General features: G+C 66.5%; 22 protein-coding genes. 15 read left to right on the forward strand and 7 right to left on the reverse strand.

The features are described 5' to 3' along the window. Window positions 1-6: 6 nt before the first annotated feature. The 5 genes from DGI_RS08465 to DGI_RS08485 all read right to left on the reverse strand — a co-directional run bounded on the left by DGI_RS08465 (window position 7) and on the right by DGI_RS08485 (window position 4,466). Window positions 7-1,173: an MFS transporter gene (locus DGI_RS08465; RefSeq protein ID WP_021760495.1), complete on the reverse strand. Its 1,167-nt coding sequence runs from the start codon at window positions 1,171-1,173 to the stop codon at window positions 7-9. A gap of 96 nt (window positions 1,174-1,269) precedes the next feature. Continuing rightward, complete coding sequence (locus tag DGI_RS08470; protein WP_235619916.1) at window positions 1,270-1,773, reverse strand: phosphatidylglycerophosphatase A family protein; 504 nt, start codon at window positions 1,771-1,773, stop codon at window positions 1,270-1,272. A gap of 88 nt (window positions 1,774-1,861) precedes the next feature. Continuing rightward, a complete protein-coding gene (locus tag DGI_RS08475) occupies window positions 1,862-2,794 on the reverse strand; it encodes a sensor histidine kinase (RefSeq protein ID WP_051286367.1) in 933 nt (310 codons plus the stop codon). Between the two features lie 89 nt (window positions 2,795-2,883). Beyond that, window positions 2,884-3,477: a GDSL-type esterase/lipase family protein gene (locus DGI_RS08480; RefSeq protein WP_021760498.1), complete on the reverse strand. Its 594-nt coding sequence runs from the start codon at window positions 3,475-3,477 to the stop codon at window positions 2,884-2,886. Continuing rightward, on the reverse strand, window positions 3,474-4,466 hold the full coding sequence (locus DGI_RS08485) for a cation diffusion facilitator family transporter (RefSeq protein ID WP_051286369.1): 993 nt from the start codon (window positions 4,464-4,466) through the stop codon (window positions 3,474-3,476). The genes DGI_RS08480 and DGI_RS08485 overlap by 4 nt, the downstream gene beginning before the upstream one ends. Before the next feature lie 147 nt (window positions 4,467-4,613). Between DGI_RS08485 and gpt the strand changes: the two genes are divergently transcribed. The 13 genes from gpt to gluQRS all read left to right on the forward strand — a co-directional run bounded on the left by gpt (window position 4,614) and on the right by gluQRS (window position 18,360). After that, window positions 4,614-5,108: a xanthine phosphoribosyltransferase gene (gene gpt / locus DGI_RS08490; protein ID WP_021760500.1), complete on the forward strand. Its 495-nt coding sequence runs from the start codon at window positions 4,614-4,616 to the stop codon at window positions 5,106-5,108. Between the two features lie 22 nt (window positions 5,109-5,130). Continuing rightward, the gene (locus DGI_RS08495) at window positions 5,131-6,189 is read left to right on the forward strand and encodes a BMP family ABC transporter substrate-binding protein (RefSeq protein WP_021760501.1); all 1,059 of its coding nucleotides are present in this window, start codon (window positions 5,131-5,133) and stop codon (window positions 6,187-6,189) included. 7 nt (window positions 6,190-6,196) lie between these two features. Then, complete coding sequence (locus DGI_RS08500) at window positions 6,197-7,267, forward strand: ABC transporter permease (protein ID WP_021760502.1); 1,071 nt, start codon at window positions 6,197-6,199, stop codon at window positions 7,265-7,267. After that, window positions 7,264-8,217, forward strand: coding sequence for an ABC transporter permease (locus tag DGI_RS08505; RefSeq protein ID WP_144284148.1), 954 nt, complete (start codon window positions 7,264-7,266; stop codon window positions 8,215-8,217). The genes DGI_RS08500 and DGI_RS08505 overlap by 4 nt, the downstream gene beginning before the upstream one ends. Further along, window positions 8,218-9,729, forward strand: a complete 1,512-nt coding sequence (locus tag DGI_RS08510) for an ABC transporter ATP-binding protein (protein ID WP_021760504.1) — start codon at window positions 8,218-8,220, stop codon at window positions 9,727-9,729. It abuts the gene before it with no gap. A gap of 150 nt (window positions 9,730-9,879) precedes the next feature. Continuing rightward, window positions 9,880-10,971, forward strand: coding sequence for a phosphotransferase family protein (locus DGI_RS08515; RefSeq protein WP_021760505.1), 1,092 nt, complete (start codon window positions 9,880-9,882; stop codon window positions 10,969-10,971). Then, window positions 10,965-11,594 (forward strand): adenylyl-sulfate kinase, encoded by a 630-nt coding sequence (locus DGI_RS08520; RefSeq protein ID WP_235619917.1) that lies wholly within the window; start codon window positions 10,965-10,967, stop codon window positions 11,592-11,594. Before DGI_RS08515 ends, DGI_RS08520 begins: the two co-directional genes overlap by 7 nt. A gap of 66 nt (window positions 11,595-11,660) precedes the next feature. Next, window positions 11,661-13,046 carry a tRNA (N6-isopentenyl adenosine(37)-C2)-methylthiotransferase MiaB gene (miaB, locus tag DGI_RS08525; protein WP_235619918.1) on the forward strand — a complete coding sequence of 462 codons (1,386 nt, stop codon included), beginning with the start codon at window positions 11,661-11,663 and terminating at the stop codon, window positions 13,044-13,046. After that, window positions 13,040-13,546 carry a bifunctional nuclease family protein gene (locus DGI_RS08530; protein ID WP_021760508.1) on the forward strand — a complete coding sequence of 169 codons (507 nt, stop codon included), beginning with the start codon at window positions 13,040-13,042 and terminating at the stop codon, window positions 13,544-13,546. Before miaB ends, DGI_RS08530 begins: the two co-directional genes overlap by 7 nt. Before the next feature lie 59 nt (window positions 13,547-13,605). After that, window positions 13,606-14,193, forward strand: a complete 588-nt coding sequence (locus DGI_RS08535; protein ID WP_021760509.1) for a histidinol phosphate phosphatase domain-containing protein — start codon at window positions 13,606-13,608, stop codon at window positions 14,191-14,193. Window positions 14,194-14,352: 159 nt separating this feature from the next. Continuing rightward, the gene (locus tag DGI_RS08540) at window positions 14,353-15,972 is read left to right on the forward strand and encodes an alginate O-acetyltransferase AlgX-related protein (protein ID WP_027192960.1); all 1,620 of its coding nucleotides are present in this window, start codon (window positions 14,353-14,355) and stop codon (window positions 15,970-15,972) included. After that, entirely contained in the window at window positions 15,972-17,408 is a 1,437-nt protein-coding gene (locus DGI_RS08545; RefSeq protein WP_021760511.1) for an MBOAT family O-acyltransferase, read from the forward strand. Before DGI_RS08540 ends, DGI_RS08545 begins: the two co-directional genes overlap by 1 nt. Beyond that, the gene (gluQRS, locus tag DGI_RS08550; protein WP_021760512.1) at window positions 17,395-18,360 is read left to right on the forward strand and encodes a tRNA glutamyl-Q(34) synthetase GluQRS; all 966 of its coding nucleotides are present in this window, start codon (window positions 17,395-17,397) and stop codon (window positions 18,358-18,360) included. Before DGI_RS08545 ends, gluQRS begins: the two co-directional genes overlap by 14 nt. 207 nt (window positions 18,361-18,567) lie before the next feature. On the opposite strand, the gene DGI_RS08555 is transcribed toward gluQRS, so the two are convergent. Together DGI_RS08555 and DGI_RS18745 are read right to left on the reverse strand one after the other, a co-directional pair. Beyond that, a complete protein-coding gene (locus tag DGI_RS08555; protein ID WP_027192961.1) occupies window positions 18,568-18,921 on the reverse strand; it encodes a hypothetical protein in 354 nt (117 codons plus the stop codon). Window positions 18,922-19,052: 131 nt separating this feature from the next. Further along, window positions 19,053-21,212 carry a M1 family metallopeptidase gene (locus tag DGI_RS18745; RefSeq protein WP_158407304.1) on the reverse strand — a complete coding sequence of 720 codons (2,160 nt, stop codon included), beginning with the start codon at window positions 21,210-21,212 and terminating at the stop codon, window positions 19,053-19,055. A gap of 141 nt (window positions 21,213-21,353) precedes the next feature. On the opposite strand from DGI_RS18745, the gene DGI_RS17135 reads away from it, so the two are divergent. Both DGI_RS17135 and DGI_RS08570 read left to right on the forward strand, forming a co-directional pair. Continuing rightward, on the forward strand, window positions 21,354-23,870 hold the full coding sequence (locus tag DGI_RS17135; RefSeq protein ID WP_051286373.1) for a hybrid sensor histidine kinase/response regulator: 2,517 nt from the start codon (window positions 21,354-21,356) through the stop codon (window positions 23,868-23,870). Window positions 23,871-23,999: 129 nt separating this feature from the next. Next, entirely contained in the window at window positions 24,000-24,809 is an 810-nt protein-coding gene (locus tag DGI_RS08570) for an AraC family transcriptional regulator (RefSeq protein WP_021760516.1), read from the forward strand. Window positions 24,810-24,871 lie beyond the last annotated feature (62 nt).

Below are 24,871 nucleotides of genomic sequence, written 5' to 3' on the forward strand. Positions count from 1 at the left end.
CCTGCCCTAGGGGGACGCCCTGCCTTCGGCTGTAGCTGCCACCGGCCCGGGGGTGCGTACGAACTGGCTGAGCACCAGCGAGATGGCCGCCATGACCGCCCCGGCCAGGAAGGGGATGTGGTAGTCGATGGTCCACAGCCAGCCTCCCAGCGCCGGGATGACCACCGCAGCAATGTGATTGATGGTGAAGCCCACGGCCGAGGAAGGCGCGATGTCTGGCCGGTCGGCGATCTTCTGCAGATACGTGCGGATGCAGACCACGAAGTTGAAGGCCAGATGGTCCATGATGAACAACGCGCCGGCCACATAGGGCGATTCGGTGTAGGAATAGCCCAGAAAGACCACAATCAGCGTCGAGTACTCGACGGTCAGCAGTGCGCGTTCGCCGTAGCGGTTGATCATCCTGCCGATGACCGGGTTCACGGCCCAGGCGATGATGTTGTTGACCATGAACAGCCCGCTGATGGCCATCAGGGACAGTTCAAACTTCTTCACCAGCAGAAACGTGGCAAAGACCATGAAAATCTGCCGCCGCGAGCCGGAAAGAAACGTCAGTGCGTAGTACAGCCAGTATTTCCAGCGAAACAGCATCTTCTTGTGCTGCGGGGGCATGGATTTGTCTGACGGATCCTGCAGCACGGCCCACACCCCGATCCCCGTGACCACCGCCCCGATGAGCAGAAAAAGCGTTGGATAGCCCAGCCACCCGGACAAGGCGAAAATCACCCCGCCCACGCCGATGTTGGCCAGGGCCATGGCCGCGCGCAGGCGGCTGAGCATGATGGGCGCGGCCTCCAGGCTGAAATACTGCAGGGAGAGGGACTGGTTCAGCGGCTCGAAAAAGTGAAAGCCCGTGGACATGATGAGCGTGGAGCACACCACCCCCCAGAAGCTGGGCAGATAGCCGGTGATGCTCACCCCAAGCCCCATGACCAGAATCGACAGCGCCGCGGCGCGGTGCTCGGTCAGCACCAGCAGCAGATAGATCACCAACAGTGACAGAAAACCGGGAATTTCCCGTATGGACTGGGTGATGCCTATCTCGAGCGGCCCCAGGCCGGCGCTTTCCACGGCAAAGTTGCTGAGCAGTGTCACCCAGCCCATCATGCCGATGGTGGCGGCAATGGAGGTGACCATGAGAAACCGATACATGCGTTGCTGCGGGGGAGTCATGAAAAAACGTCCTGGCGGAAAGAGGGAATACGAAAGAAGCCCTCTTAGCCCAGGCGAGTTGCAGCCGCAACTGTTTTGTGTGGCACCCTTTCGGGACTACGACAGGGCGCGCATGAGCGCCAGCAGCACACCCGCGGCCACGCCGGCGGCCAGGTCGTCCGCCATCACGCCCCAGCCGCCGGGAAGATGCTGCAGGGTGCCAATGGGACCGGGTTTGATGATGTCGAAGAATCGGAACAGCAGAAAGCCGGCCAGCAGATCCAGCCAGCCCAGGGACGGGAAGGCGGCATAGGTCAGCCACAGTCCCAGCCACTCATCCACCACTATTTCGCTGGCATCGTGTCTGCCCAGCAGGATTTCCGCCCGCGCCGCAGCCCATACTCCGGCCAGGGTCAGGGGCACGAGCAGCAGCAACCGTAGCCACACCGGCAGGGGCATGAACACCAGCGCCGCGGCCAGCATGGCCGCCACGGATCCCCAGGTGCCCGGAGCCTTGGGCAGCAATCCAGAGCCGAATCCCCGGGCGATGAACAGGGCTGCGGCGTCCCATCGCGGGCCGCCGGATGTGCCGCTGAGCAGTATTTGAAATTTATTCAACACGTTGCATCGCCTCTGGCCGCATTGCTGCGGCTGGTTGTATTGGGGGGCAAGTCCCTGGGGTGGCGTGGCTGGGGAGTGGGCGTTGCCGTCAGGCGTGTTGCGCTCCCTGGATGGGCAGTTGAAACCGGAACGTGCTGCCCTGGCCCGGCTGGGATTCGGCCCAGATCTGCCCGCCGTAATGCTCCACGATCTGCCGGCAAATGGCCAGGCCCAGGCCGGTGCCGCAGCGGGTGCCCTGCAGCGTGTCTTCCAGGCAGGCTTGCTGGAAGAGATCGAAGATGCGGGGCAGCTCCTCGGGGGGGATGCCTGTGCCCGTATCCCGGACGCAGATTTCCAGGTGGCCTGTCTCCACCACCAGGGCGGAGATTTCCACGTGGCCGCGTTCGGTGAACTTGGCGGCGTTGTGCAGCAGGTTCACCAGCACCTGGGCAATGCGGTCGGGATCCACCCGGATGACGGGCAGTTCGCGGGAGGCGTTTGCCTGCAGGTTGACGTCCGGCTTGTCTGCAAACTGACCGGCCACGGACAGCAGGGCTTCGTAGATGCAGTCGGCGATGTTCACAAGCCGGTCGCGCCATACGGCTTGGCCGGCTTCGATTTTGTTCAGATCCAGCAGGTTGTTGATGAGGCGGGTCAGGCGGTCGCCTTCGGCGTGCATCACCTGCAGGTTGGCCAGGGTGCGTTTTGCCTTGTCCATGGCTTCTGCGGCCCCTGCGGCCTCGGATTTGCTGCGGATGAAGGGCAGGATGGCGCGTTCAATATCCCGGCGCACCAGCTTGGCATAGCCAAAGATGGAGGTCATGGGGGTGCGCAGGTCGTGGGCCACGGTGGCGAAAAAGGCATTCTGCAGCCGGAAGTTCTCCAGCATGCGGGCGTTGTTGGCCTGGGCTTCCTGCAACTGCAGCTCCAGCAGGGCCACGCGGGCTTCCAGCTCTTGTTCCCGGCGATGCAACGCGGGTTCTTCCGCCTGGGGCCGCTGGTTCCACTGGGTCCGGGGAGTGCCGGCATTGCACTCGTGCATCGATTTCCCTTGGAGAGGAAAGCGGTTAGTGCGACTTGACTCCTGCAAGTCTACCCTGATCGGCCCGGAAAAGCAATCCGCACGGCGCGTTATTTTGTCGTCGGCGGTTGCAGCCAGGCGCGCCAGGCATCCCAGACGTTCACCAGCCGGAAAATGTGGCTGTAGCCGGCCTGGCCGGGATGGATGCCGTCGCCGCCCACCAGTTCATCCAGATAGAGTTCCGAGGCCTGCAGTTCGGGAAAGATGTCCAGATAGGGCACGCCCAGTTCCCGGCAGCAGGCGGCAATGGCCGTGCCGCGCTCGGCGATGGCCTCGCTGCTGCGCCGGTCTGCTGCTGGGGCAGGGCCCACGAACAGCGCCTGCCCCAGCGCCCGGCTGCGCTCCAGGATCTGTCGGGTGTTGGCGATGGTCTGCTCCAGGGGCAGGCCGGCCTTGGGCAGGGCGTCCACCACGCCAAAGGAGAACAGCAGCCGCATGGGCTGGTCTTCATACACGCGGCAGCGGGTTTCGGCCTCGAACCGGGCCAGGATCGCCGCGCTGGAGTGCCGGCGTACGCCGAGGTTGTAGCCGGTCACGTCGTGTCCGGCAGCCCTGGCGGCGGCCAGCAGCCGGCCGGCCCAGCCCAGGGCCTGGGGATCGCCCACGCCGTTGGTGAGGGAATCGCCGAAAAAGCACAGGATCATGGCGTCACCTGAGGAGTTGACGTGACGGGGTCGCATGCGCCGGGGAGCAGGGGGCGGGCGGTGGTTGCGCCGAAGGGCTCCACATGGATGGTCACGTCCAGCACGTGGGGCATGCCGGCCATGATGCGCTCCTTGGCCTCGTGCGCCAGGGTATGTCCCTCAAGCACTGTGATGTTCGGATCCACCAGCAGGTGCAGGCTCACGTCCACGCCGGCGCTCAGGTAGCGCGTGCGGATGTGATGCGCCCCGCGCACCTCCGGCGCGGCGCAGCACAGCGTCAGGATGCGCTGTACCTCTTCCGCGGGCGCGCCCTTGTCCATGAGTTCGTTCAGGGCCGGTCCCAGAATCTTCCACGCCGCATGCAGGATGAAGAACGACACCACCACCGCGCCCACCTTGTCCACAAACGCCCACTGCGGGGAGATCCAGGCCAGGCCGATGGCCAGGGCCACGGGCAGGGAGGAGATGGCGTCGGACCGGTGATGCCAGGCATTGGCCGCCACGGCGGGCGAGCCGGCCAGCCGGCTTTGATGCAGGGTCCAGCGGTACAGGAGTTCCTTGGACACGATGGTCAGCACGGCCACGGCAAGGGCCCAGGCATTGGGGGCGAGGGGGGAATCCTGCCGCAGGCTGTGCAGGGCGTTCCAGGCCAGGCCCCCAGCCACGGCCACCATGGCCAGTCCCACGCCGGCGGAAAAGAGTGTTTCCAGACGTTTGTGTCCGTGAGGATGGGCCGCGTCCGGCGGGGCTTCCCAGTATTTTACGCCGACCACCAGCAGCATGCTGGAGACGATGTCCGTCAGACTCTCCACACCATCGGCCATGAGGGCCTGGCTGTTGGCCAGGACGCCGGCGGTGAGCTTGACGGCAGCCAGGACCACGTTGGCCCACACTCCCACCCAGCCGGCCCGGCGCACCAGCCGCAACACGGTAGCCGGCTTTGGCGTGGCGGCACTTTTGCCGGGTTCGACGGCGGTTTGCCTGCGCATTCTCGCGCCCCCTCCTGCTCTGGTTTGAAATCGCGCGTGAGCCGGCCCATGTCCTTGCCCATGTCCTTGCTTGACAACGCGCCCCGAAGCGGCAATGAAAAGCCGCAACCCACATCTAGCAACGGGCTGCGCCCTCTGCAACCATCCATGCAAAATTCCGAACGCTACGTCAAAACCTACCCCATCTCCTGGGAGCAGCTCCACCGGGACAGCAAGGCCCTGGCCTGGCGGCTGCTGGACAAAGGCCCGTTTCGCGGTATTGTAGCCGTGGCCCGTGGCGGACTCATCCCGGCGGCGGTCATCGCCCGGGAGCTGGAAGTCCGGCGCATCGAGACCGTGTGCGTCATGAGCTACGACTGGCAGGCCCAGCGCGAATCCTCCGTCCTGAAGACCCTGGGGGCGGACGTGCCGACCGACGGCGAGGGCTGGCTCATCGTGGACGACCTGACGGACACCGGCGGCACGGCCCGCATTGTGCGGGAAATGCTGCCCAAGGCCCTCTTCGCCACCGTGTACGCCAAGCCCGAGGGCAAACCCCTGGCCGACGTCTACGTGACCGAAGTGAGCCAGGATACATGGATTCTGTTCCCCTGGGATACGGAGCACCAGTACGTGCAACCCCTGGCGGCTCGCAAAGAATAGGCAATTTTTCAAGGAGAATCCCATGCGCGCATTCGTCGTCGCCCTGGCCCTGGCCCTGTTGGCCTGTCTGCCGATGCAGGCCGTGGCTGAAGACCTGAAGGTCGGCTTCATTTACGTCTCCCCCGTGGGCGACGCTGGCTGGTCCTGGGCGCATGACCAGGGCCGCAAGGCTGTGGAAGCCCTGGATGGCGTCACCACCTCCTTCGTGGAAAGCGTGCCTGAAGGGCCGGATGCCGAGCGCGTCATCGCCGGTCTGGCGCGCAAGGGGCACTCCCTCATCTTCACCACCAGCTTCGGGTACATGGACCCCACCCTCAAGGTGGCCGGCGAGTTCCCGGATGTGGCCTTCATGCACTGCTCGGGCTTCAAGACCGGGCCGAACATGGGCAACTACTTTGGCCGCATCTATCAGGCCCGCTACCTCACCGGGCTGGTGGCCGGCAAGATGACCAAGTCCAACATCGTCGGGTACGTGGCGGCCTTCCCCATTCCCGAGGTCATCCGCGGCATCAACGCCTTCACCCTGGGCGTGCGGGAAGTGAATCCCAAGGCCGAGGTCCGCGTGGTCTGGACCAAGACCTGGTACGATCCTGCCCTGGAAAAGGACGCCGCCAAGAGCCTGCTGGACGTGGGCGCGGACATCATCGCCCAGCATCAGGATTCCCCCGGCCCCCAGGAAGCCGCCATGGAAAAGGGCGTCTACTCCATCGGCTACAACTCCGACATGAGCTCCTTCGCTCCCAAAGCCCACCTGACTGCTGCCATCTGGAACTGGCCCGTGTTCTACACGACCATGGTCCGTCAGGTGCAGGATAAGACCTGGGCTCCCGAATCCATGTGGTGGGGCATGGAGTCCGGTCTGGTGGACATCGCCCCCATGGGCCCCATGGTGCCCCAGGGCGTCAAGGATCTGGTGGAAGCCAAGAGGCAGGCCATCATCGACAACACCCTCGTCGTGTTTGGCGGCCCTGTGCGGGACCAGAAAGGCGAGGTGCGCATCAAGGAAGGCGCCGAGCCCGCGGATAAGGATCTCCTGGGCATGACGTGGTTTGTGGAAGGCGTTGTGGGTTCTACCGAGTAGGTTGACCGTGCCCTTCAGACTTGTCGATCGCACCAAGCCCCTCCCTTGGGGGGGCTTTTTTGTTGCAGCGCTTTCCCTGGCCGCCGCACTGGTCGTCTGCGCCCTGTTGCTGGCCTGGCAGGGCAAGCCCGGCCTGCACGGTGTCTGGCTGCTGGTGGATGGCGGCTTTCTGCACGGCTATGCCCTGGAAGACGCCGTGCGCAAGGCCATTCCCATCTTCCTGTGCTCCCTTGGGGTGGCGCTGTGTTTCCGCATGAAGCTGTGGAACATCGGGGCGGAAGGGCAGTTTGCCCTGGGTGCCGTGGGCGCCACGGCCGTGGCCCTGCACGGCGGCCACTGGCCGGCCTGGGCCGTGCTGCCCTGCATGTGCCTGGCCGGCGCCGCCGCCGGGGCGCTGTGGGCCCTGGGGCCGGCCCTGCTCAAGCGCTGGCTGGGGGTGAACGAGATCATCACCACCCTCATGGCCAACTACATCGGCGTGCTGGTGCTGCAGTATCTCGTCTACGGCGCGTGGAAAGATCCCGTGAGTTACGGCTTTCCCATGACCGAGCTGTTCAGCCCTGCCGCCCAGGTGGGCCTGCTGCCGGGCTCGCGCATCCATTACGGCCTGTTGTATTGCGTGGCCGCCGGGCTGGGCTTCTGGTGGTGGATTTCCCGCACGCGCCTGGGCTTTGAGCTGGTGGCCTGCGGCGAGAATCCCCGCGCGGCCCGCTTTGCCCACATGTCGTATGGCATGCTCATCTGTCTGGCCATGGGCGGCTGCGGGGCCCTGGCCGGGGTGGCCGGATTTCTGGAGGCCTCGGCCTCGGTGCATCGTCTCCAGCCCTCCATCATGGTAGGCTACGGCTTCACCGCCGTGGTGGTGGCCTGGCTGGGTCGGCTGCGCGTGCCGGCCATTGCGGCGTTCTCGCTCCTGCTGGCGGGCTTCCGCGTGGGGGTGGAGAATCTGCAAATCGAGCTGCAGGCTCCGGCAGCCATGGCCGGGGTGCTGGAAGGCACGATTTTGATGGCGGTGTTGTCCGGCCAGCTCCTCAACCATCGCCGCCTGGTCTGGGCGTCAGGAAAAAGGACGTCATGATGCCGGACATGTGGGGACCCCTGGCGATGTTCACGCCGTTGCTGGCTGCGGCCATTCAGTCCGGCGCGCCCATTCTTTTTGCCACGGTGGGGGAGATTGTCACGGAGCGCAGCGGCACGCTGAACCTGGGCGTGGAAGGCATGATGCTGTGCGGCGCGCTGGCGGCGTTCGTGGTCAGCCTGGGCACGGGCTCGCCCTGGCTGGGGGCGCTGGCAGGCTGCGCCGCGGGATCCCTGCTGGCCGTGCTGCATGGATTGTCCACCCTGACCTGCGGCGGCAACCAGGTGGTCTCGGGCCTGGCCCTGACCATCCTGGGCGTGGGCCTGGCAGACACCCTGGGTGCGGGACACATCGGCCAGGTGTCACCGGGCTTTGATCCTGTGGCTGTTCCCCTGCTTTCAACCATTCCCGTGCTTGGGCCGGCCCTCTTCAATCAGGATCCCCTGGTGTACCTGAGCTATGTGATGCCCCTGGCCGTGTGGCTGCTGCTGTGCCGCACCCGCTGGGGCCTGCACCTGCAGGCGGCCGGGGAGAATCCTGCCGCGGCCCGCGCCGCCGGCATCTCCCCGTTGCGCTGGCGGTGGATCGGCATTCTGGCGGGCGGTGCATTGTGTGGCCTGGGCGGCGCGTATCTGAGTCTGGCGGCCACGCATCTGTGGACCACCAACCTCACCGCCGGCCGTGGCTGGATTGCCGTGGCGCTGGTGATTTTTTCCGCCTGGCGGCCGGAACGGGCCATGCTGGGGGCGTATCTCTTCGGCGGCGTCATGGCCTTGCAGCTCAGGCTCCAGGCCATGGGGGCGGCATTGCCATCCTCGTTGCTGCTGATGATGCCCTACGCCATGACCGTGCTGGCGCTGGTGGTCTTCTCCCGGGCCAAGGCCAGGGCCGCGGGCCGGAATCTGCCGCCGGCGTCCCTGGGCGTGCCCCTGGGCGGGGAGGGCGGATAGATGGCCGGACATATTCGCATTGAGGGCATCTCCAAGTCCTTCGGCATGCAACAGGCCAATCGGAATGTCTCCCTGGATATCCGGGCCGGCCGCATCCTGGCGCTCCTGGGCGAGAACGGCGCCGGCAAGTCCACGCTTATGTCCATCCTGGCCGGCACCCTGACGCCGGACACCGGGCAGATTTTGGTAGACGGCTTGGCCCTGCCGCCGGGCACACCCGCCGCCAGTCTGGCCGCGGGCATCGGCATGGTGCATCAGCATTTTCTGCTCATGGAGCAGTTGCGCGTGGCCCAGAATGTCTGCCTGGGGCTGCCCGGGGCGTTCTGGCTGTCGCCACGGCGCATGGCCACCCTGGTGCGCGACGTGGGCCGCCGTTTCGGGCTGGAGATCGACCCCACTGCCCGCGTCGGCGCATTGTCCATGGGCGAGCGGCAGCGGGTGGAGATCCTGAAGCTCCTGGCCCGGGACTGCAGCGTGCTGATCTTCGACGAGCCCACCGCCGTGCTCACTCCCGGCGAGGCCTCCATCCTGGCCGACGCCCTGTGCGGCATGGTGGCGCAAGGCAAGGCCGTGGTCTTCATCTCCCACAAGTTGCCGGAAATCATGGCCCTGGCCGCCCGGGCCCCGGTGGATGTGGCTGTGCTGCGCCAGGGCGAAGTGGTGGCCCGCTACGATCTGACGCAGGACACCCCCAGCGAGTCCGAACTCATCCGGGCCATGGTGGGCCGCGAGGTGGATCTGGCCCAGGTGGCGCACCTGGCCGCCGCCGCGCACCCCCTGGGCGACGAGGTGCTGTGCTGTCGGGGCCTCCAGGCTCCGGGACTGCAAGGCGTCTCCCTGACCGTGCGCCAGGGGGAAATCGTGGCCCTGGCCGGTGTGGCCGGCAACGGGCAGAAGCCCCTGGTGGAAGTGCTGGCCGGCGTGTGCCCGCCGGAGGGCGGCGAGGTGCGCCTGCTGGATCACTCCTGGCAGGACTTCTACAGCGGCGAGGAGCCCGGCCGCGGTCTGGCCGTGATTCCCGAAGACCGCCGCGGCGCGGCCACCGCCGGCAATCTGGACCTGCTGGACAACTATCTGCTGACCACCCGCCGCCGCTACACCCGCGGCATGCTCATCGACCGTCGTCAGGCCCTGCAGGACGTGCGGCAGCTCATTGAGGATTTCAATGTCCGCCCGCCCGAGCCTGCCACGCCGGGCGGCCGGCTCTCGGGCGGCAACCTGCAAAAGCTGGTGCTGGGACGGGAATTCTCGCGCGATCCGCGTCTGGTGGTGGCCGAACAGCCGGCCCAGGGGCTGGACGTGGGCGCCACCGAGGACGTCTGGCGGCGGCTGCTGGCCATGCGCGCCCGGGCCGGCGTGCTCCTGGTGACCAGCGACCTCACCGAGGCCCTGCTGCTGGCCGACCGCATCCTGGTGCTGTATGCCGGCCGCATCATGGGCGAGGTCCGGCGGGGGCAGGACAGCGAAGACGCCCGCGCCCGCATCGGCCGCTGGATGGCCGGGCTGGCGTAAGACGTGTCGTCAACAGCAGGCTTTTTCGGAAGAACCCCTTTCCAACGACGCGTATTTGAGGGAAAACGGATAGTGTCGTAACCAAAAAGGAACCCCACCCTGGATGGACGGAAGACGCGTCCGGAAACTTTCTTCAGGAGCAGCAGTCCTATGCGCGATGTGGAACTTCCGGCCCTGGATGCGTTTCTGAAAGCCCGGTTCGGCCCCTCGGCCAGTCTGACGGCCGTGCGCACCATGGCCGGAGCGTCCAAGCAGGGCATCAAGGAATTCGGCTACGGCAAGCCCGTGCTGGTGGAATACGAGCTGGACGGCCAGCGCCGCGAGGCCGTGTTCTCCTCCATGCGCGGCGACAAATACGGCCACCAGTTCTACTGGGACCGCGCCGCCATCCTCATGTTCCAGCACGAGACCTCGGCCCGGCTGCCCGGGCATGCCCGGTCCCTGGCCCTGGGATACGTGGGCGCGGGGGGGCGGCTGGTGCTGTGCAATGACATCGAGGAATTCTTCGTCCTCCAGGAAAAGCTGCCCGGGCACGACTATTATGACGACCTGGAGCGCATCCGCCGCGGCGACTTCCGCCCCTCGGATCTGGTCATGGCCCGCTCCCTGGCGGCCTGGCTGGCGGACATCCATCAGACACGAAAGGCCGATCCCGACCTCTACTGGCGGCATATCCGCAACCTCATCGGCTCCAGTGAATGCATTCTGGGGCTGATCGACGAGGCCTACCCGCCGGACTTTCCGGATTTTTCCGCCGACCGCTTCCTGGCCCTGGAAAAGCGGCTGCTGGACTGGCGCTGGACCCTCAAGCCCCTGCACCATCGGCTGGCCCAGGTGCACGGCGACTTCCACCCGTTCAATGTCCTGACCAGCGAAGACGGCAGCTTCGGCCTGCTGGACCGCAGCCGCGGCGAGTGGGGCGAGCCCGCCGGGGATCTGGCGGCCATGGCCGTGAATTATCTGCTCCTGGGCCTGCTCATGCATCCCGAAACACCGCTGGAATTCCGCGGGCCGTTCCGCGAGTTGTGGGACGCCTTTTTCGAGGAATATCTGGCCCGCACCGCAGATGCCCAGGCCCTGGAGGTCATTGGGCCGTTCTTCGTGTTCCGCTGCCTGGTGGTGGCCTCGCCGCAATGGTACCCCGGCCACCCGCCAGCCGTGCGGCAGGGGCTGTTGCGGTTCATGGAGCGGGTGGCGGGCAAGCCCTTCGACTTCAGACAGCCGGAGACGTTCCTGTGCTGAGCAGGGACGGAGACGCCGCCAACGGCATGCCCGTGCGGCTCCCCCTCCTCTGGATCGCCGGGCTGCCCGGGTCCGGCAAGTCCACCATCGCCCGGCTGGTGCGGGATGCGCTGGTCTTGCAAGGGCTGGACGTCGTGCTTTTGGCCATGGATGAGCGGCGAAAAGTCTATATCCCGCACCCAGAATACACGGCCGAGGAACGCGAGCGGGCCTATGCCATGTTGGTGGACGAAGCCGTGGCCCTGCAGCGGCAGGGCAGGGTGGTGCTCATCGACGCCACGGCCCATCGTCGCGCCTGGCGGGAGGCAGCCCGGGCGCGGGCGGCGCATTTCGGCGAGGTCATCATCCATGTGCCCCTGGAGGTGGCCATGGCCCGCGAGGCGGCCCGGCCCGAAGGGCTGGTGCAGGCGCAGCTGTATCGTCGCGCCCTGGAGCGCCGCCGCAGCGGCCGGCCGGATCCCGGCCTGGGCGAGGTGCCGGGGGTGGATGTGCCCTTTGAGATGCCCGCTCCCAGTGTCCCTGGCACCCCCGGCGTGCTGGTGCTGGACGGCGCGGCGCTCTCCCCGCAGCAGGCCGCGGGGCGCATCCTGGACTGGCTTGCGCAAGCGGATCGTGCCGGCTAGAAACGCCTCCACGCTCTTCCCTTCCGCTGCAACACTGCTTACAGTCCCCCCATGCAATTCCATACCATGACTTTCGGCTGTCAGATGAACGTGCACGACGCCGCCTGGCTGGATCGCGCCCTTGTGGCCCGTGGGCATGCCCGGCATCCGGTGCTGCTGGGACCGGGCGAGGAGCTTTCGCCCCAGGTGCTGGCCGGTGCGGACTGCGTCATCCTGCATACGTGCAGCGTGCGCGAGAAACCCGAACAAAAGGTGTACAGCCTGCTGGGCAGGCTGGCGGCGTATTTTCGGGCCAATCCCCGCGCCTTTTGCGCCGTGGGCGGCTGCGTGGCCCAGCAGGTGGGCCCGGAGCTGTGGCGGCGGTTTCCCTTTGTGCGGCTGGTGTTCGGCGGGGATTCCCTGCCCGAGGCCCCGGAGGCCCTGGAGCGGCTGCTGGCGCATCCCCGCTTGCGCATCTCCCTGCTGGATTTTTCCGAAAGCTGGCGGCCGCGTGAGGATCACCTGGAGGCCGCGCCGCCTTCGCCGCAGGCCTTCGTCACCATCATGGTCGGCTGCGACAACTGGTGTAGCTACTGCATTGTGCCCAGCGTGCGCGGGCCGCAGCGGTCCCGCCCCTTTGCGGACATCCTGGACGAGTGCCGCCGTCTGGTGGACGCCGGCGCGCGGGAAATCACCCTCCTGGGGCAGAACGTCAATGCCTACGGCCTGGATTTGGGTCCCGGCGCCTCGTCCTTCGCCGAGTTGCTGCGGGCCGTGGCCCGGCTGCCCGGTCTGGTGCGGCTGCGGTTCACCACGTCGCATCCCAAGGATCTGGACGAGGCCGTCATTGCCGCCTTCGGGGAGGAATCCACCTTGGCCCCCATGCTGCACCTGCCGGTGCAAAGCGGGTCGGACCGCGTCCTGGAGGCCATGGGCCGTCGCTACACCGTGGCCCATTACCATAAATTAATCGACGCCCTGCGCGCAGCCCGGCCGGACATGGCCTTCAGCACGGACTTCATTGTGGGCTTCCCTGGCGAGACCGAGGCCGACTTTCAGGAGACCCTGGACCTCATCCGCCAGGTGCGCTACGCCTCGGCCTTTTCCTTCTGCTACACGGACCGCCCGGGCACCAAGGCATCCGCCATGCTGGAGAAAATCGACCCCGCCCAAAGTCTGGACCGCCTGGCCCGGCTGCAGGCCCTGCAGCAGGAGATCAGCGAATCCCGGCTGGAAACCTTTGTCGGCCATACGGTGGAGGTGCTGCTGGAAGGCCCGGCCCGCCGTCAGGACACCGCCGGGCTGGTGCTCACCGGCCGCGATGCCTGGAATCGCGTGGTCAATGTGCACGACCCCGAAGGGCTGATCCGTGCGAGACAAGACCGGTCCTTTTCTGGCATGATGGTTCCAGTCCGCATCGACGCGGCCCTGAAACATTCCCTCGCGGGAAAAGCGGCAGGTGCGACATGGTAGAGATGAAGGTATACGGACTCGCCCTGGATGAGGACACCCAGGTCCCGGTGCTGGTGCTCAAGGATCTGGCCGGCAATACGGTTCTGCCCATCTGGATCGGCGCCATGGAAGCCATGGCCATCTCCCTGGCGCTCAACGGCGTCTCGCTCCCCCGTCCCATGACGCACGATCTGCTCCTTTCCACCCTGCAGGCCCTGGACGCGCGCGTGGTGGGCGTGGATGTGGTCTCCCTGCAGGATGGCACCTATTACGCTGAAATCCAGGTCCGCCAGGGAGACGCCCTGCGTCGCGTGGACTGCCGGCCCTCGGACGGCATTGCCCTGGCCCTGCGTGCCGAAGCGCCCATCAGCGTGCATGAAGACGTGCTGGCCCAGGCCGCCACGGACTCGCTTCAGGAAACCGGGACCGGCGGCACCCCCGTGCTCACGACCGAAGACGCGGACAAATGGAGCGACATGCTGGAAAAGCTCAATGTCGAGGAAACGAAGTACAAGATGTAAGGACGCATTTTTTCGGGGGAACCGGGTGTTGCTGAACCGGGTTCCCCCGACCTCCCTCCATGCGCACGGACTTCCATATTCATACCCGCCTTGGCCTGGGTGCCGATGCGCCCCTGGCCATGCTGTGCCGCGCCCGGGCCCTGGGGCTGCATGCCGTGCATCTGGCCGATCTGGTGGACGCCGCCACCCTGGAGCCGGTGCTGACGGCGCAATTGGCGCTCTTGTCCGACGCCCTGCACCTGGATGTGGAGCTGGTGCCCGGCGTGTGTCTGGCCCATGTGCCGCCGGGACGGTTGGAGGAGCTGGTGGCCCGGGCGCGGGCGCTGGGGGCAAGGCAGGTGGCCGTCTACGGCGAGACCCTGGGCGATCACGTGCCGCGCGGGACGAACCTGGCCGCCATCGAGGCCCGGGCCGACGTGCTGCTGCATCCGGGTCTGATCACACCGCAGGAAGTTGCGCTGGCGGCGGAATACGGCGTGCGGCTGGAGCTGTGCGCGCATCCCCGGCATTGTCTGGCCAATGGGCACGTGGCCCGGCTGGCCCTGGAGCACGGCGCGGTGCTGGTGACCGGCAGCGGCGCGCGCAGCGTGGAGCAGTTGCTGGATCCCCGGGGCCTTTCTCTGGTGCGGCAGGGGGCTGGCTGGTGAGACGCAGCCTGGCGCAGGTACAAAAGTTTTACGCGAATCCGGCATGAATCCTGATGACGCGTCAGGCAAAAACGCCTAAGCACGCTGCCCAGGGGCATTGAAGCCTCCACTGTTCGGCGTTCGTCATCCTCTTCCACGGTTGCGTGTTCAGGGTTGTCCATGTCCCGCTCACACGGTTTCGCGCCACATTCGCCGGGTCTGTTTGCCCGCAGTCTGACGGTGGTGTTTGTGCTGCTGCTGGCCGCGCCAGTGCTGGCGCTCTTGCCTGCGCTCCGGCCCGCCCCCCTGGATCTTCAGGAAAACCGTCCGCTCGCCCCCTGGCCGGATCTCGCCGCCATGCCCCTGGCCGAGGCCTCCCGCGCCGTGGAGCTGTACGTGGCGGACCACTTCCCCTTCCGCACGCACCTGGTGGCCGCGTACATCATGGTCATGGAACGCTGGCTGGGCGTGCCCGTGGATGCGCATCTGCTGGGCAAGCACGGGGAATTGTTCTTCGTCATGAGCGACGAAAACACCGTGCGGGATTACATGGGCATGAGGCCCCTGGCGCAGGACGAACTGCTGCGTCGCCGCGCCTACCTGACCGGCCTGCAGGCCTGGTGCGAGGGGCAGGGCGTGGCCTATCTGTTCATGCTCGGCCCCAACAAGACCACCATCCATCCGGAATGGCTGCCGGACTGGATCCAGGACCAGCAGGGCCAGACGCGGCAGGAGCAGTTCCTGGCCATGATGGCCGGCACCCCTGTGCCCGTGCTGGATGTGTCTTCCGAGTTTGTGGAACGCAAGGACCAGGGACGGCTGTTCAACGTCCTTTCGGACACGGCCCACTGGAACGGCCGCGGCCTGCGTCTGGCCAACGAGTTGCTGGTGGGTGCCGTGCGCCGTCGGCTGCCGGGGCTGCCCGACGTGGACACCTCGGCCCGCATGCATCTGCGCGATGAACGCGCCGTCACGGTGTATGACGAAGACGTGGTGCCGCTGCTGGTGTTCTCCGACGCCTTGTCCTTGCGCTACGACCACACCCCGGCCTTCCTGGCCACGGTGGCGGCGATGCCGTCCATCTGGCTCAAGCCCTACCGCATCGTCAACGATGCCCTGCCGCAGAAACAGGGCAGCGCCGTGCTCTTTGCCACGGACTCCTACTTCTCCACCCACGTAGGCCAGGGCGGCATGCCCGGCACCGACAAGGACACTCCCTGGTTCCCCACGCCGCTGCCGTATCTCTTTCATACATTTGTGCATTTTCATCACGACGCCATGACGCGCCCGGCCCTGGAGCGGTTCTTCCGGGACGAGCAGCCCGCCTTGCTGGTGCATGCCTATGCCGAACGCAGCATGCTCTGGCCCTGGCATCTGATGGATCCCGAGCTGATGGCCCTGGGCGAAGCCGTGCTGGGATCCCCGCTCCTGGAACTGACCCGGGCCGGGACCGCGGAGGGAAAGCCCGTCGTGGACGAGCCATGGGACATCCGCGAGCCCACGGTCATCTCCCTGCCTGAGGCGGTGGCCGACGCCCACGGCCGCGTGTTGGTGACGGGCCGGGTGCAGCGCATCGCCGGAGGCGGGAGCATTCGGCTGGCCATCCGCGGTGGTGCGGAGGAGATGGCCGTGACCTTCGACAATGAAGACGAGGTCTTCTGCGTGGCGGTACCCGGCACGCCTGGCACACCGGTGCGGCTCACGGCGGCCCTGGCTCCCCAGAGCGAAGGCCGATGGCTGCTGCTGGAACCTGAACTGCTCCGTCAATTCCGCCAGAACGGCACGGCAGGAGGCCGCTGATGCTCTTTTCCAGCATGTTTTTCCTGGGGGCGTTCCTGCCTGCCGTGCTGGCCGGGCACACCCTGTTGCAGTGGCTGGCCCAGCGGGACGGCGCGGCGCATCGCGTCTGGCAGGAGGCGGCCAACGCCTTCCTGCTGGCCGCCAGTCTGGTCTTCTATGCCTGGGGCGAACCGCGGCATCTGCTGGTGCTGGGGGCGTCCATCGGCCTGAACTACGCCGCCGGCCTGGCCGTGGCCTCCCTGCGGACCGGGAACCGGCAGCACAGGGCCGTCGCTGTGGCCGTGGTGCTGAATCTGGGGCTGCTCATCTATTACAAGTACATGAATTTCTTTATGGATGCAGCCGGGATGGGCCTGGCGGAGCGCATTGCCCAGCCCCTGGGGGTGAGCTTTTTCACCTTCCGCGGCATCAGCTACGTGCTGGACGTGTCTCGCGGCGTCACCCGGGCCAGCCGTTCGCCGTTGACCTTCGGCTGCTACATGGCGTTGTTCCCGCAGTTGGTGGCCGGTCCCATCGATCGGCATCCCCTCCTGGCTCCGCAGCTTGCCGCCCGTCGTCTGGACTGCGAGGGCTTTGCCGAAGGCGCGCGGCGGTTCATCCTCGGGCTGGCCAAAAAGGCCCTGCTGGCGGACACCCTGGCCAAGGTGGCAGATGCCGCCTTCAACGCCCCGGCTCAGGAACTTTCCTGGACCATGGCCTGGGTTGGCCTCGTCTGCTACACCCTGCAGATCTTCTTCGATTTCAGCGGCTATACGGACATGGCCGTGGGGCTGGCCCGCATGCTGGGCCTGCGCATCGCCGAAAACTTCAACTATCCGTACATCGCCCGCAGCGTGCGGGAATTCTGGCAGCGTTGGCACATGTCGCTGTCCAGCTGGTTTCGGGATTACCTGTACATCCCCCTGGGCGGCAACCGGCGCGGCTCGGCGCGCACGGCCTTCAATCTGTTCATGGTCTTCTTCCTGTGCGGCATGTGGCACGGCGCAGGCTGGGCCTTCATCGCCTGGGGGGCGTACCATGGCCTGTGCATCAGCCTGGAGCGATTCTTCCCTGTCTTTTTCGACAGGATGCCCCGCCTGCTGCAGCATGGGTATCTGATGCTGGCCATCATGCTGGGCTGGACGCTGTTCCGTGCGCCCACCCTGGCCGCGGCCCTGGACTATTACGGCGCGCTGGTTGGCCTCTCCACGCCCGGGGAGGCGGTGAAGGAAGTCCTGTGGCACCTGCACGGCGTGGACGTGCAGGCGGCCCTGCTCCTGGGCGTGCTCTTCTCCCTGCCCACGGCGTCATGGATTGCCCAGCGCCTGCCCGCGGGGCTGGCGGCGTCACCGGTGTTTGCCCTGGCCCGCACGGCGGCGCTGGCCGTGCTGTTTGCCGTCAGCATGGCTCCTCTGGCGGGCAAGACCTTCCAGCCGTTCATTTATGCCCAGTTCTAGTCGTGCTCCCACGGGCCGACTGGCCCCCAGTCCCACGGGCCGGCTGCATCTGGGCAACGCCTGGGCCATGCTGCTAGCCTGGCTGGCGGCCCGCAGCCGCGGCGGCCGGGTGATTCTGCGGATGGAAGACATCGACACCGTGCGCGCCAGGCCGGCCTTTGCCGGCCAGATGCAGCGCGATCTGGAATGGCTGGGCCTGGATTGGGACGAGGGACCGCATTTCCAGAGCCATCACCTGGATCGGTACGAGGCCGCCATGGAGGATCTGCGGCGGCGCGGGCTGGTCTATCCCTGCTACTGCACCCGTAAGGAGTTGCGCGGCCTGGCCTCCGCACCGCATGCCGGCGAGGTCGGGCCGGTGTATCCCGGCACCTGCGCCGGTCTTTCGTCCGGGGACTGCGCCGCCCGGGAGGCCCAGGGCCGGCGGCCGGCATGGCGGTTGCGGTGTTCCGACGAGCCGGCAACCTTTGTGGATGCGCGTCGCGGCGAGCAGCGCATTGCCCCGGCCAGCCTGGGGGACGTGGCCCTGCGGCGTTCGGACGGCGTCTGGGCCTATCAACTGGCCGTCACCGTGGATGATGCCGCCATGGGCGTGACCCAGGTGGTGCGCGGCGAAGATCTGCTGGACTCCACGCCCTGGCAGGTGTTCTTGCTGGGATTGCTGGGCGCGCCCGCCCCGCAGTATCTGCACGTGCCCCTGCTGGTGGATGCGTCCGGGGAGCGTCTGGCCAAGCGGCACGGCAGCGTGGAACTGGCAGCCCTGCGAGAGGCCGGGGTACGGCCGGCGGCCGTCATCGGCTGGCTGGGAGCCCGGGCCGGCCTGCTGGACACGCCCATCCCCATGCCCTGCGCCGCGGGCGAACTCATTCCCCGGTTCACGCCAGCGGCATTGCCCTCGGGACCGGTCTCGACACCCGACGGCATTGCCGCCCTGCTGCGCCGGCTTGGCTAGGGCAAGGTATCTTTGAGAAGAGTTCCTGGGGGAACCCCTTTCTGTAGAAAGGGGTTCCCCCAGCCCCCCCCCTCCCCAAAGACTTTTGGTATAATTATAAGATACTATCAATGTTTTGGAAGGGGAGAGCGCGAGAGGGAAGCACTTGTTGCAAAAAGGGACCCCTCTCGCAGCGTCCTTGTCTCAGCACATTGAAACACGCTCCGGCTACTGCCAGCAGCGGATGAGCTTGCCGTTCCAGTCGCCCCGCCAGTTCTTGTCCGAGGCGTTGTTCCATTTGCCCTGGAATCCAGCCTTGTGGAAGTTGAACAGCAAGGACCCGCTGCCATCGGATTGCGCCCACTGCCCCTTGGCGGAGCTGCCGGTCAGCACGCCCATCACCTGGCCGCTATGGTGGGGATAGTCGCCGCTGAAGGTGTTGTTGTTGTAGTTGAAGTGCAGGGTCAGCACGCCCCATGGCGTGTTGTACTGGCAGGTCTCCGCCATGGCCGGCGCGGCGACGAGCATGATCGCAACCGCCAATATGAGCAGCCGCACGATGTGACTACAGGATGCGCGCATATCCAGTCCCCTCCGGGTTACGGTGTGCCAAAAATGAGCCGGCACATGCCGGTTTATACCCCATATGCACGGTTTTACCCTGGGTGACAAGAGGGTCGGGTTTGCGCTTCCGTCAGGGCCGTTCGGCCCGATCATTCTTCCGTGAAGCGGTGGACGGTGCCCCCGTCGCCGGGGGGCCAGGTGTCCTTGAACACGGCCTGCCCCTCGCGGAAGGCAAGCACGCTGTAGCGGCCGTAATGGCCGATGAGGAAGGCCGGACGCGAGACCGCCTGCGCGGAGGCCTGGGGCGCGAGGTGCACCAGCCCGCGCACGCCGCGGGGCATGTCGGCATGATCGCCGTGCATGACCAGCAGGTGCACGTCCGGCATGGCGGTTGCGGCGGCCTCGGGCAGGGCAGGGATTCGCCCCAGCAACTGCCGGCCGATGGGGGTTTCCGGCTGGCCGAAGAACAGCAGGTCCCGATGCCCCAGGGCGTGCACGTCGGCTTCCTGCAGGGAGGTTTCCTCCACGATGCGGGCGCGCGGCTGGGAAATTCCGGCCAGCAGGGTGGGCAGCATCTCCCGGTATGCCGGCGGCACTCCTGCGCCCAGCACGGCGGTGCAGGTGGCCGAGCCCTTGAGGGTGTCCACGGTGGCGGGAATTTCCTGCGGGTCGAGCAGCCGGAACAGGTGGGCGTCCGGATCAATGATCACGGCCTGCGGCCTGCCCGGTGTTTCCAGGGAAAAGGCCGCCCGGGCTTGCGGCAGGGACATTGTCCGCGTCACAACGGCGTTGCCCATGCCGACTTCCAGGCGCACGGGCAGGGCGTAGGCCGGTTCCTGCTGCGTCAGTACGCCATCCACCTGCCACCCGTCGTGGTCGGCAAAGGTTCGTCGCTGGCGGCGCACCGCGTCCAGGGCCAGCACGGGCGCGCCGGGCCGGGCGATCCATTGCTGTAGGAAGCGCCGGCTTTCCTCCTCGTCCCAGCCGCCATGCTCCACAAAGGCGCGACGCAGATCCTCCCAGCCGGCTTCCCGGAACAGCCATTCGCGGTATACGGTCCGCAGGGCGTTCCAGAAGGCCTCGTCTCCCAGGCGGGTGCGGATCATGTGGAAGACGAACATGGCTTTGCCGTAGCCCACGGCCTGGGTGGCTGGGCTCATGCGCGAGGCGAAGCGTGCCAGGGGAAAATCTTCGGGGCCGGCAGCCAGTTGGGCGTAGCGGCGCAGGGTGCGCAGGCGGTAGTCCCTGGCGGCGTCGGGGGATTTTTCTTCCTCGCCCAGGTAGTCCGCCACATAGGAGGCCAGGCCCTCGCACCAGTTGCCCTGGCTGTAATCCACAAATACGCCGTTGCCCCACCAGCAATGGGCGATTTCGTGGCGCAGGCTGGTGTCCGGGATGAATGGCAATCGCAGCACGGCGCTGCCCAGCAGGGTGAAGCCGGGAAAGCCGTAGCCCGTGGGCAGGAAGTTTTCCACCACCAGGAACTGGGCAAAGGGGTAGGGGCCGTGCAGCCGTTCGTAGAACCGGATCCAGCGTGCCGAGGCCTCCAGATAGCGCGACGCCAGGGCGGCGGTGTCTTTGGTCAGACAGGTGAGGACGCGCACGCCGGCCTCGCGAGACTCCTGCACCTCCCACCATCCGGCGGCCAGGGGCAACGGGCCGAGGACGGGCATGGTCTCCCAGACGGAGAGGCTCTCCCCGTCAGCTTCCGAAAATGCCACCAGGGTGCCGGTGGTCACTGCGAGCATGCCCGCCGGCGCGCGCACCGTGATGTGGAAGCGGTCGCCGTTTGGTTGGGCGGAGACGGGATGCCAGCCGCTGCCGGCCAGGAGCATGGCGCCTTTGGGGTGGATGACGCCTTCCACGCCGAATCCTGGATTGTCCATGTTGGCGGGGGCTTCATCCACGTCTTCCTGAAAAACGCACCGCGTGTGCAGGTGCAGCTCGCCACCTGCGGCCTGTTCGGGCAGCAGAAGTCGCAGGCGGCCGTTTTCCTGCTCCACAGGGACGGCGATCTGTCGGGGGGCGCCATCCTCCGCCGGAGCATGCAGGACGGCCTGCAACACTTCCACCTGCCGGGCCATGCGCAGTTCCAGCACCGGGGGGGTGTCTTGCGGGACGTCTTGGAAGAAGTCCTTGGGCAGTTCGATGATGTCGTGCACGTCGATGCGGGCGAGCTCGGGCAGCAGGCGCGCCTCCAGTCGATGCGTCAACGGGCGCGCTTGCGGGGTGCCCCAGGCAGGGGCGTACGCAAGGAAGGAAAACAGGGCCACGGCGCAATAGATCGCCGGGCAACGCAGGAGGGGCATGCGTTGAACCATGCCTGCAGCATACACAAATCTGCGCGCAACGGAAGCGAATTTCTGTCGGCCCATTCCCTTTTCCACTGGGCTGTGCCATGCTGCCTATGCGTTTTCCACGCGCAGCAACTGAACCCCCGGCGTTTTATCATGAGCGATTTGCCCGCAGTGCGCGCCATCGTGGCGTTTCTGGCGTATCCCGAGGGGGAGGCGCTCACCGGCGTGTTGATCGGGCTGTTGCTGGGCCTGGGCGTCTGGGCGCTGATGCTGTATCGGGAAATCGGGCGGCGTCGGCGGACCGAAGCTGCCTTGCGGCAGGAGCAGGACCGCCTTCGGCAAACCCTGGCTGCCGCCTGCGATGCGTCCTGGGAGCTGGATGCCGAAAACGGCGTGTTCAGCCCGCGTGAGGCCTGGAGGTCCATGCTGGGCTATGGCCCGCGCCAGGATGCCGACACCGTGCGCACCTTCGAGGCCTTGCTGCATCCTGAAGACCGTCCCCGCCTGCAGGAGGCGGTGCAGGCGGTTGTCCGTGGCGACGCGCCGGGCATGGCCGTGGAAATTCGTCTCATGAACGCCGCCGGGCAGTGGCAGTGGACGTGCTGCCGTGGCGCGCCGATCTTGCGAGACGGTCAGGGCCGGGTGTTACGTCTCGGTGGTGGATTGACGGACATCCACGCCCGGAAAGACGCTGCCGCGGCCTGTCGGGCCGGTGTGCGCAAGCTCGATGCCGTGCTCAAGACGCTGCCGCTGCATTTGTATTGGAAGGATGCCGCGCTGCGCCTTGACGGCTGCAATGGCTGGTCCTTGCTGGATCAGACAGCGCCCCTCAGGCAGGATGCCTGCTCGCGCGCGTGGCAGCCTGATCCGCGGCGCGAGTTGCTGGAACGTCAGGTGTTGGCCACGGGCGTGCCGGTGCTGGATCTGCATGAGGTGACGCATCCGGAAACAGGGGAGGGGCACACCGTGCAGGTGCATCTGCTGCCCCTGCCGGGCGATGGCCCCCAGCCCGGCGGCGTGTTGGGCATGTGCCACGACGTGACGCAACGGCTGGCCCTGGAGCGCGATCTGCAATTTGCCAAGCAGAAGGCCGATGCGGCCAATCTCGCCAAATCCCGCCTGCTGGCGGCCATGAGCCACGAGATCCGTACGCCCATGAACGCCATCCTGGGCATGGCCGAAATGCTGCGCGAAACCCGGCTGGATCGTGAGCAGGAGGGGTTTGTGCAGGTGCTGACGACCTCGGGCGAGTCGCTCATGGCCATCATCAACAATATTCTGGACTTCAGCCGTGCGGAATCCGGCCAGATGCAGCCGGAGCACGCCCCGTTCCGCCCGGCGGAAGTGCTGACCCGGCTGCGGGATCTGTTTGCCCTGCGCTGCCAGACCAAGGGACTGCGGTTGGAATTTATCTTGGACCCGGCCCTGCCGGATCTGCTCCTGGGCGACGCCTTGCGGCTGCAGCAAATCTTGTCGAATCTGCTGGAGAATGCCGTCAAGTTCACCTCGGCGGGGAGTCTTCGCGTGCAGGCCACGTTGTTGCGTCAGCAGGAGCAGGGGGCGGAAGTGCTGTTCGAGGTGGCAGATACCGGCCCCGGCATTCCAGAATCCAGGCAACAGGCTGTTTTTGAACACTTTGTCCAAGTGGACGAGTCCACCACCCGGCAGTATGGCGGCAGTGGCCTGGGGCTGGCCCTGTGCCGCGAGCTGGCCCGGCTGCTGGGGGGGCAGCTCTGGCTGGAAAGCGAGGTGGGCCAGGGGAGCACCTTTTTCCTTGCCCTGGGGTTCGGGGTGCCCCCGTCAGACATGGCCGACTCGGCGTCGGCAGCGGCCCGGCGTCGGCCTTCTGCCCCCGGCGTGCCCGCAACCGCGGATACCTGCCACGTCCTGCTTGTGGAAGACTCTGAATTCAATGCCTTTGTGGTGGCCTCGTATCTCAAGGGCACCGCCTGTCGCGTCACCATCGCCAGCAATGGCGAGGAAGGACTGAAGGCGTATGCAAAGGGGACCTTCGACGTGGTGCTCATGGACATGCAGATGCCGGTGATGGACGGCTACACCGCCACCCGCGCCATCCGCGATCTGGAAGCGGCCGAGGGCCTGCCTGTCACCCCCGTGCTGGCCATGACCGCCCACGCCATGGACGAGCAGCGGGAGCGGAGCCTGACGGCCGGCTGCTCGGCCCATCTGGCCAAGCCGGTGAGCCGGCGGGACTTGCTGCAGGCCATCGCCCGGTTCACGGGCAAGCAGGTGCTGCGGGGCGCTGCGGTGGCGGCAGAGTCCCTGGAGATCGACGCAGGCAGCGCGGGCATGCTCGAGGCACTCCCGCCGCAAGACACCTGCCCGATTGTGGAAGCAGACGCCATCATGCAGGACGGCAGCCCCATCCCCGTGTGCGTGGACCCGGAGCTCAAGGATTTGGCGCCCACGTTCCTGCAGGCCATACAGTCCAAAATTTCCCCGTTCCGCCGCGCCCTGCTTCCGGAGGACATGGAGGCCCTGTCCCGGCTGGGACATCAGCTCAAGGGAGAAGGGGCAGCCTTCGGGTTTCCGATTCTGGGTGAACTTGGGGCCCAGCTCGAAGGGGCAGCCCTCCGGGGCGACAGTGATGGGGCGGCCGCAGTGCTGGACCGCCTGCAGGACGTGCTGGACCGCATCGTGATGGTGTGATTGCCTTGTCGTACGGCTGGGGCTAGAGCATGTTACTTTTGAAAAAGGACGTTGCGAGAGGGGAAACCTTTTCGCAAAAGGTTTTCCCCCGACAACTCCTTGCAAAAATACCTTGCCCTAGAATGCGTCATGAACTCCCGTAACGAAGCCCAGCTCTGGACACCGCCCGGGCACCCGGGATTCCGGCTCTTCAAGGCCCGTTTCACGTCCTTTGTCTTCGACCGCCACGCCCACGAGGAATTCGCCCTGGGCGTCATCGAGGAAGGCGGTCAACGCTTTGTGCACAAGGGGGCGCGGCACGAGGCGCCGCCCTTGTCCATCATCAGCGTCAATCCCGATGAAGTGCACGACGGCCAGTCCGCCACCTGCGATGGCTACGCCTATCGCATGCTCTACGTCGGTATTCCCACACTGGAAGCGTTGTTCGATGGTGCGTTTCGGGGCCGGGATCTGCATGCGTTCAAAAGCCCCGTCACTGTGGATGCGCCCCTGGCCCGCAGTCTGGACCAGGCCTTGCGGGTGGTGGAACTGCAGCCCGAGCGTCTCGACGAGCTGCTGCTGCCCATGTTGCACACCCTCTTTTCCCGTCATGCCTTTCCCAGGCTCGCCGTACCCTGTGCCCGGCACGACGCTGCCGTGCGCCAGGCCCGGGAGTACCTGCGGGCGCATGCCCTGGAAAATCCCACGCTGGATGCCCTGGCCCGCGAGGTTGGCCTGTCCAAGTTTCATCTGCTGCGGGTGTTCAAGGAGGCCACTGGCCTGGCGCCGCATGCCTGGCTGCTGCGGCACCGCGTGCAGTTGGGCCGCAAGGCGTTGGAGCAGGGACGCACCCCGGCAGAGGCTGCCGCCCTGGCCGGATTTGCCGATCAAAGCCACTTCACCCGGCGCTTCAAGGCCGTGCACGGCCTCACCCCCGGGGCGTTCGCCGCCATGCGTTGAGTCCGTGATGAACAGGTGGCCAATTTGGGCGGAAGCGCCCTGCCTGCAGCGGTATGCCACTG

The organism is Megalodesulfovibrio gigas DSM 1382 = ATCC 19364, assembly GCF_000468495.1.
Lineage (GTDB): Bacteria > Desulfobacterota > Desulfovibrionia > Desulfovibrionales > Desulfovibrionaceae > Megalodesulfovibrio > Megalodesulfovibrio gigas.